This window comes from Arthrobacter agilis (assembly GCF_002953615.1).
GTDB lineage: Bacteria > Actinomycetota > Actinomycetes > Actinomycetales > Micrococcaceae > Arthrobacter_D > Arthrobacter_D agilis_B.
Genome location: NZ_CP024915.1, coordinates 2,931,579 through 2,939,101, shown reverse-complemented (window position 1 = coordinate 2,939,101; position 7,523 = coordinate 2,931,579). Strand labels below are relative to the sequence as shown.

Sequence of the window (7,523 nt, the reverse complement as noted above, 5' to 3'; positions counted from 1 at the left end):
GGTCCTGCCGGACCTGATTCAGCTTGGCACAACGCAGGGAACGCCCCGCCACGAATACGGGCGGGTGGCAGGACTGAAACCCGATCGATACGAAGCCGTTGCCGATTCGCGACGAAAGCCGAGTGCGGCTCGGCAGCGTTCGCCGCCGTAGACCCCGAGGGAATCAAGGCGGTCCCGCTCCTGTTGACAAAAGGGGGATGCCGTAACATTGGCATTCCTGCTGCGAGAGCACGACAGGACCAGATCATCAGGACGACTACTCCAGCGAGGGGCGATCAGAGGCCGGACGGCCGAGCTATGAGCGAATCTTCAACAGGCATCAATGCGGCAGGACTGGACACCAGGACCTTCGTCTTCGAATCGACCCAGCAGATGGTGCAGTCGCTCGGCTCCAACGACGAGGCGCTCCGCCTGATCGAGGAGTCGTTCCCGGGCGTCAGCCTCCAGGCCCGGGGCAACGAGCTGGCGATCACGGGACCTTCCGCGGACGTCCTGCGCACCGAGCGGCTGATCGGTGAGATCCAGACCATGGCCAGCAACAACGCCACGGTCTCGCCCCAGGTCCTCGAGCAGCTGGTCACGATGCTCAAGACGCAGAGCGCCGCCCGTCCCTCGGAGGTGCTGTCCGTCAACATCCTGACGTCGCGCGGAAAGACCATCCGCCCCAAGACGCTGAACCAGAGCTCGTACGTCGACGCCATCGACCGCAACACCATCGTGTTCGGCATCGGCCCGGCCGGTACCGGCAAGACCTACCTGGCCATGGCGAAGGCCGTCCAGGCGCTGCAGCAGAAGGAGGTCAACCGGATCATCCTGACGCGCCCCGCCGTGGAGGCGGGGGAGCGGCTGGGCTTCCTCCCGGGCACCCTGAACGACAAGATCGACCCGTACCTGCGTCCGCTGTACGACGCGCTGCACGACATGATGGACCCCGATTCCATCCCGCGCCTCATGGCGGCCGGCACGATCGAGGTCGCACCGCTCGCCTACATGCGCGGGCGGACGCTGAACGACGCGTTCATCATCCTCGACGAGGCGCAGAACACGACGCCGGAGCAGATGAAGATGTTCCTCACACGCCTCGGCTTCGGGTCCAAGATGGTCGTGACCGGCGATGTCACGCAGGTGGACCTCCCCAACGGTACGAGTTCCGGCCTGCGGATCGTGAGCGAGATCCTCCGCGACGTCGACGACGTCTACTTCAGCGAACTGGATGCCGCCGACGTCGTCCGGCACCGCCTGGTGGGCGACATCGTCAGTGCCTACAGCACGTGGGACGACGAGCAGCGCGCGACGCAGGCCCGCCGCCCGGTGGCAGCCCGATGAGCGTCGAGGTCAACAACGAGTCCGGTTACGAGGTCGAGGAAGAGTCCCTCGTCCGCCTCGCGAACTTCCTGTTCGAATCCCTGTTCGTCCACCCCGAGGCGGAACTGTCGATCATCCTCGTCGATGTCGCCGCGATGGAGAAGCTCCATGTGGAATGGATGGACGAGCCGGGTCCCACCGACGTGCTGTCGTTCCCCATGGACGAGCTGCGTCCCGGCACGCCGGGGCGCGTCACGCCCGCCGGGCTGCTGGGCGACATCGTGCTCTGCCCCGAGGTGGCAGCATCACAGGGGGCTGCCGCGGGCCACGGCACGAACGACGAACTGCTCCTCCTGACCACGCACGGCGTGCTCCACCTCCTCGGCTACGACCATGCGGAACCCGAGGAGGAGAAGGAGATGTTCGGCCTGCAGCGCCAGCTCCTGTCCGACTTCCTCGGCGGCACCGCACCCCGGGAGACGCGCGCTTGACCATCTGGCTCCTCGGGCTCATGGGTCTGCTCTTCGCACTCACCGCAGCGCTCGTCACGGCTGCGGAAGCAGCGTTCAGCTACCTCCCGCGGCAGGAGGGCGAAGCACTCGTCCAGGGGTCGCGCACCACCTCCCTCCGCCGCATCCTCGATGCCCCCGTCGCCCACATGCATGCGCTGCGGTTCTGGCGGGTCTGGTTCGAGATGGCCGGAGCGGTCGCCGTCGCCATCCTGTTCCACGACCTCTTCGACAGCATCTGGCTCGCAGGGCTGCTCGCCACCGCGGTGATGGCGGCCATCGGCTTCGTGATCGTGGGCGTGTCGCCACGCCAGCTCGGGAGGATGCACGCTCCCGCCGTCGTGCGCGCGACCGCCGGGCTGGTGGCGTTCCTCTGCGCCGTCCTCGGGCCCATCCCGCGCTGGCTCGTGGGGATCGGCAGCGCCATCACACCCGGGGCCGCACGGGACGAGGCCGCGTTCTTCACGCAGGAGGAGTTCCGGGAGCTGCTCTCCCGCGCCTCGGACGCCGAGATGATCGAGGACAACGAAGCGGAACTCATCCACTCGGTCTTCGAGCTCGGCGACACCAAGGTGCGGTCCGTGATGGTGCCGCGCACCGACATGGTGACCATCGAGTCCGGCTCGACCCTCAGCCAGGCCATGTCGCTCTTCCTGCGGTCGGGCTACTCGAGGATCCCCGTGATCGGCGAGAGCTCCGACGACATCAAGGGCCTGCTGTACCTGAAGGACGTCGTCGCGAACCTCCACGGCCGCCCGGCGTCGAACCTGTCCCGACCGGTGGACGCGGACTGCCGGCCCGCCCGCTACGTGCCGGAATCGAAGCCCGTGGGCGACCTGCTGAGGGAACTGCAGCGCGAGTCGACGCACGTCGCGATCGTGATCGACGAGTACGGCGGAACCGCCGGACTCGTCACGCTCGAGGACCTGATCGAGGAGATCGTGGGCGAGATCGTCGACGAGTACGATTCCGAGGTCCCGGAGCAGGAGCAGCTCGACGACGGCGAATACCGCGTGAGTGCCCGGATGGGCATCGACGACCTCGGTGAGCTGTTCGGCCTCGACCTCGACGACGAGGAGGTGGACACGGTGGGCGGGCTCCTCGCGAAGACCCTCGGAAGGGTGCCGATCGTGGGATCGGAGGTCACAATTGACGGTATCGGTCTGCGGGCCGAGCGCGTGGAGGGCCGCCGCAACAGGGTGTCCCACGTCATCGCGTACCGCATTCCGCCAGAGCACACCGAGCAGGACGAACGAGAGACGATAGAGGCTGACAATGAGCGACGCTGAGCACAGGGCAGGATTCGTCTCGCTCGTGGGACGGCCGAACGCCGGTAAGTCCACCCTGACGAATGCCCTGGTGGGGCAGAAGGTCGCCATCACCTCGGCGAAGCCCCAGACCACCCGGCACACCATCCGCGGCATCGTGAACCGCGAGGATTCCCAGATCGTCCTCGTGGACACCCCCGGACTCCACCGTCCGCGTACCCTCCTGGGTCAGCGCCTCAACGACCTCGTCGCGGACACGCTGGCCGAGGTCGACGCCGTCGGTTTCTGCCTTCCGGCCAACGAGAAGATCGGCCCCGGCGACCGCTTCATCGCCGAGCAGCTGGCACGGCTCAACCGCAAGCCCCTCATCGCCGTGGTGACCAAGACGGACCTCGTGGACCGTCAGGCCCTGACCGAGCAGCTCCTCGCCGTGTCGAAGCTCGGCACCGAGGTCGCCGGCCCCGAGGGATGGGCGGACATCGTGCCGGTGTCGGCCGCCGACGGCTTCCAGGTGGACACCGTCGCGGAGGTCTTCAGCCGGCACATGCCGGAATCGCCCGTCCTGTATCCCGGCGGTGAACTGACCGACGAGCCGGAAGCGGTGATGGTGGCCGAGCTGGTGCGCGAGGCTGCCCTCGAGGGGGTCCGGGACGAGCTCCCCCACTCCCTCGCCGTCGTGGTGGAGGAGATGATCCCGCGCGAGGGCCGCAGCGAGGACAACCCGATGCTCGACGTGCACGTGAACCTGTACGTCGAGAGGCCGTCGCAGAAGGCGATCATCATCGGCAAGGGCGGCGCCCGGCTCAGGGAGGTGGGCACCAACGCCCGCCGCGGGATCGAGGCGCTGCTGGGCACCCGGATCTACCTCGACCTGCACGTGAAGGTGGCCAAGGACTGGCAGCGTGATCCCAAGCAGCTCGTGAAGCTCGGCTTCTAGCGGCACGACTTCCGCGTCCCGCTCGTTGGCATGCGGGGAGCGGGCTACCTGCCCTGCGCCCTCCGGCCGCTCGGTCCCCGATGGCCGCGGCCACCGCCGCGCCGCAGTTCGGGGACCGGCAGGAGAGCCGGGGCCGAGCGAAAAGGCGGGAGCGCCTCCCTCCGGCCAGTACCGACCACGTCCATCCATCCGAAGGAGACCGGGAATGACCGGCCGATCATCCCGCGAGGGCGCAGGCAGCGCCGGCGACGCCAGTGCGGCGAGCGCCCCAGTTCCCCTGGGTGCCGGACCCGCGGGGCGGCATCTCGGCCATGGCGGAGGGCACCGCGGGCTCAGGCTGACGGCCATCCTGATGGCCTCCGTCCTGGTGGCCGCCCTCGCTTTCGTCGCCGTGCAGGTCTTCCGCCTGCAGTCCAACGTGGCCACCCTCCCGCTCAATCTCGGACAGGGCCAGGAGTCGGCGCTCCCGGTCGACTCCAGCACGGACCCGCTCCAGATCCTCATCCTCGGTACGGACACGCGCACGGGCAACAGCGGCGAGTTCTTCGGGAACGAGGAGGACTCCTCCGGCGACGGCAACTCGGACGTGATGATGCTGATGACGCTCTCGGCCGACCGCGAGGACGTCACCGTCGTGTCCTTCCCCCGCGACCTGCTGGTACCCCTGCCGAGCTGCGTGGATCCGGAGACGGGGGAGACATCGCAGGCGATGGATCTGGGCCAGCTCAACGGGGCACTCGACGAGGGCGGACCGGGCTGCACCGTGGCGGCGATCAACAACCTCACAGGGCTCTCGGTGGACCACTTCATGATGGCCGACTTCAACGCGGTCAAGGAGCTGTCCTCGACTCTCGGCGGGGTCGAGGTGTGCGTCGACGAACCCGTGGAGGACGAATACTCCGGGCTGTCCCTGCCTGCCGGGACCAGCGAGGTCGAGGGAGACCAGGCGCTGGCCTTCCTGCGCACGCGCCACAGCTTCGGTGACGGGGGAGACACCGGGCGGATCGCCGCCCAGCAGTCGTTCATGGCGTCGATGGCCCGCAAGGTGCGGGCAGAGGGGACCCTGACGAACCTGCCCAAGCTCTACACCATCGCCGACACGGTCACCCGGAACCTGACCGTCGACGAGGGCCTGTCCCAGCCCACGGAACTGCTGAAGATCGCCGATCGCCTGAAGGACGTCGATCTCGGCAACATCGCGTTCGTGACCGTCCCCACCGAAGCGTGGATCGAGGATCCGAATCGGCTCGTCCTCGACGAGGAGGGCGCCGCCCCGCTCTTCGACGCGCTGCGCGAGGACCGGGGCCTCACCGAGGAGGCGCCCGAGACCGCCGCGCCCGGTACGGGAGCCGCCACGCCTGCCCCGTCGGACGCACCCCCCGCCCCCTCGACCCCGACGTCCGCCCCCGAGGTGCCGGCGTTCGATCCAGCGTCCGTCCCGGTGCTCGTCATCAACGCGACGACGGACATCGACCGTGCGGCCGAGGTGCAGCAACTCCTCGTCGGGGCCGGCTACACGCAGGCCGCTCCCTTCGAGTCCGTCCCGGCGGAGACGTCACAGGTCCTGTTCGGGAGCGGGTACGACGCCGCTGCCGCTGACCTCGCGGAGCGGTTCGGGGTCCCTGCGAGCCAGGTGCTGTTCAGCGGGACGGCGGCAGGTGTGGAGCTGCTCGTCGGCGCCGACCTCGCCACCGGCACGAAGGTGGTCCTCCCGCCGCTCGGCGGCGAACTGGACGGCCAGACCGCGGACCAGGTCACCTGCCAGGCGTCGTCGGGGTTCTAGGAGTGCTTCTCCTCCGGCGCCCTCGGCCGCACGGACGCCCAGCGGACGCTCGGGGGAGTCGGGGCCGCAGCCGCACCGGCGGCCGCAGCCCCGACCCCGGTCACCAGATCCGGACGCGCTCTCCGGGCTCCAGCCACAGGCCGTCCTGATCGGTTACGTCGAAGGCGTCGTGGAACTCGTCGAGGTTCCGCACCACCTGGTTGCAGCGGAACTCGTTGGGTGAATGCGGGTCGACGGTCAGGCGCCGTCGGGCCTCCTCCGGCCGGATCTTCTGCTGCCAGCAGGTGGCCCACGACAGGAAGAACCGCTGCGTCCCGGTCATGCCCCCGATCACGGGTGCCTCCTCGCCGCCGAGGCTCAGGAGGTAGGCGCGGTAGCTGATGCCGAGGCCTCCGAGGTCGCCGATGTTCTCCCCGAGGGTCAGTTCACCGTTCACCGCCTGCCCGGGGACCTCGGACGGCTCGAGTGCGGCGTACTGCGCCACCAGGCGGCCGGTCAGGGCGTCGAAGGCCTCCCGGTCCTCCTCGCTCCACCAGTTGTGCAGGCGCCCGGTCCCGTCGAACTGGGATCCCTTGTCGTCGAAGCCGTGGCCGATCTCGTGGCCGATCACGGCTCCGATCGCTCCGTAGTTGACGGCGTCGTCGGCGTCGATGTCGAAGAACGGCGGCTGCAGGATCGCCGCAGGGAAGACGATCTCGTTCATGGTGGGCATGTAGTAGGCGTTGACCGTCTGCGGCGTCATGAGCCATGCGCCGCGGTCGATCGGCCGGCCGAGCTTGCCCAGCTGCCTGCGGTGCTCGAACTCCGACGCGCGCAGGACATTGCCGTAGAGGTCGGAGGGCCGGACGTCGAGCGGGCCGTAGTCGATCCACTCCTCCGGGTAACCGATCTTCGTGGTGAACTGCGAGAGCTTCTCCAGTGCCCTGGCGCGGGTCTCGTCGGTCATCCAGGTGAGCGCCGAGATGCTCGACTCGTAGGCCGCGATGAGGTTGCCGACGAGATCGAGCATCGCCGCCTTGTGCGTGGCGGGGAAGTGCCGCTCCACGTACCGCTGCCCGATGGCCTCGCCCATCGCTCCTTCCACCAGGGCCACGCCGCGCTTCCACCGGTCCTTCAGGCGCGGCGTACCAGCGAGGTGGGTGCCGTAGAAGGCGAAGGACGCGTCGACGAACCGCTCGTCCAGGTAGTCGGACGCGTGCAGCAGGACGCGGCTCACGAGCCACTCGCGCCATGTCCCGAGCTCCACCGAGCCGAGGGCGTCGTCGAGCCCTCGCACGAAATCGGGCTGGTTGACGACGAGCTCCGAGGACTGGTGCGGTTCGTCGACGACGACGCGCAGCCACGGTGCCAGGTGACCGGAGAGCGCGGCGGCGTCGTCGTGCCGGACGAGGTTGTAGGTCTTCTGCGGGTCGCGCCGCTCGACGCTGCCCATCGACGACGCCGCGAGGCGCGTCTCGAGTGCGAGCACGCGATCGGCCGCCCCGGCTGGATCGTCGCCGCCGACGAGCCCGAACAGCGTCGACAGGAGGTTTCGGTACTCGTCCCTCGTCTCCGCGAAGCCCTCCTCACGGTAGTACGACTCGTCGGGGAGCCCCAGGGCGGACTGGTACAGGTGGAGCAGGTACCGCTCGGGATTGCCGGCGTCGTTGCTGACATAGGGTGCGACGAGGCCTTGGATACCCGACCGCGTCAGCTCCGCACTGAGGTCCACCAGCTCCGCG

Annotated in this window: 6 protein-coding genes; 5 read left to right on the top strand and 1 reads right to left on the bottom strand. The window is 68.8% G+C overall.

Translation table 11 applies throughout. The features are described from left to right. Window positions 1–297: 297 nt before the first annotated feature. The 5 genes from CVO76_RS14320 to CVO76_RS14300 all read left to right on the top strand — a co-directional run bounded on the left by CVO76_RS14320 (window position 298) and on the right by CVO76_RS14300 (window position 5,802). Window positions 298–1,326 (top strand): PhoH family protein, encoded by a 1,029-nt coding sequence (locus CVO76_RS14320; protein WP_208739828.1) that lies wholly within the window; start codon window positions 298–300, stop codon window positions 1,324–1,326. After that, window positions 1,323–1,796, top strand: coding sequence for an rRNA maturation RNase YbeY (gene ybeY, locus CVO76_RS14315; protein ID WP_133080555.1), 474 nt, complete (start codon window positions 1,323–1,325; stop codon window positions 1,794–1,796). The genes CVO76_RS14320 and ybeY overlap by 4 nt, the downstream gene beginning before the upstream one ends. Continuing rightward, window positions 1,793–3,103: a hemolysin family protein gene (locus CVO76_RS14310; protein ID WP_208739826.1), complete on the top strand. Its 1,311-nt coding sequence runs from the start codon at window positions 1,793–1,795 to the stop codon at window positions 3,101–3,103. The genes ybeY and CVO76_RS14310 overlap by 4 nt, the downstream gene beginning before the upstream one ends. Continuing rightward, entirely contained in the window at window positions 3,090–4,019 is a 930-nt protein-coding gene (gene era / locus CVO76_RS14305) for a GTPase Era (protein WP_133080553.1), read from the top strand. Before CVO76_RS14310 ends, era begins: the two co-directional genes overlap by 14 nt. 205 nt (window positions 4,020–4,224) lie before the next feature. Then, window positions 4,225–5,802, top strand: coding sequence for an LCP family protein (locus CVO76_RS14300; RefSeq protein WP_208739824.1), 1,578 nt, complete (start codon window positions 4,225–4,227; stop codon window positions 5,800–5,802). 100 nt (window positions 5,803–5,902) lie between these two features. Here CVO76_RS14300 and CVO76_RS14295 read toward each other — a convergent pair. Beyond that, window positions 5,903–7,523 (bottom strand): M13 family metallopeptidase (locus tag CVO76_RS14295; RefSeq protein ID WP_208739822.1); only part of this gene is annotated, 1,621 nt, incomplete at its 5' end.

Coding starts and splice junctions, on each gene's coding strand:
- CVO76_RS14320 (WP_208739828.1), top strand. CDS start 298: ATGAGCGAATCTTCAACAGGCATCAATGCGGCAGGACTGGACACCAGG.
- ybeY (WP_133080555.1), top strand. CDS start 1,323: ATGAGCGTCGAGGTCAACAACGAGTCCGGTTACGAGGTCGAGGAAGAG.
- era (WP_133080553.1), top strand. CDS start 3,090: ATGAGCGACGCTGAGCACAGGGCAGGATTCGTCTCGCTCGTGGGACGG.
- CVO76_RS14300 (WP_208739824.1), top strand. CDS start 4,225: ATGACCGGCCGATCATCCCGCGAGGGCGCAGGCAGCGCCGGCGACGCC.